1 protein-coding gene is annotated in these 793 nt (G+C 45.4%); it reads right to left on the reverse strand.

Annotation, left to right across the window (positions count from 1 at the left end; all coding sequences use genetic code 11):
* On the reverse strand, positions 1-793 hold a 793-nt coding region (locus ACWHAR_RS25895), incomplete at both ends, for a YcdB/YcdC domain-containing protein (RefSeq protein ID WP_452088277.1).

A 793-nucleotide genomic window follows, 5' to 3' on the forward strand; every position in this document is an offset into this window, starting at 1 on the left:
CTCCATAAAAGAAAGCGCTGCTTTTAATTTTCCGGTTCTTTTATCCGTCTTCATTTTGATTGTGTTTTTATTTCTCGTTTCAAAATAGCTTCTTATGCTTAAATCCTTACGCTCCGGCGCAGCGCCTCTGCGCCATGTGCTTCCAATTTGTTCTCCAAAGTCTCTTTCACTGACTTTCTGCATATCAGAGGTAAAACCCAGCAAGGCAAATATATCAACTTCTTCCTTGTTCTGAAGCGGCGGCAGTGGCGCCGTGTTTTCTATTCTTTCATCTGCGATATGCTGGTCGGGCACAATTTCGTCTACATCTGCGGGATAGCTGTATCCCGGGAGAATCGGTTCATATACAAGCCTTGGTTCCTGTTCGCCATCAATGACATCGTACATCAGCTCAAAAGACATTGTGTTTAAGTAATGGGACACAACCTTCTCTTTTGCTACAAATTCCGTCGGAACTTCGGCTTTATGCCCTTCCCCGTAATATAGAAAGTGGACAACCTGACCGCTGCGTCTCATATCAATTAAAAAGCCTGAATTGGGAATCGGAAGCCCCAGCTCCATTTTGGTATAGACAAACCGGATGTGCTGCCCCCGTTCTTCCTTGCCTTGAAAATGAAAATTCATAAATGTGCCGGGATGATGGACAGCGGCAAACTGAAGAGCCGTCAGCTTCAGCTCGGCATCTGGAAGTTGTTTGTCTGTCTCGGAGCGGACAGTTGTTGAAAAGGTGAGCAAAGCGCCGTCATTTCTAAGTTCAACTGTAATGTGCTTTTCCGGATCTTTAGGGTCCTTC

It is taken from the genome of Bacillus sp. LR--39 (assembly GCF_053613335.1).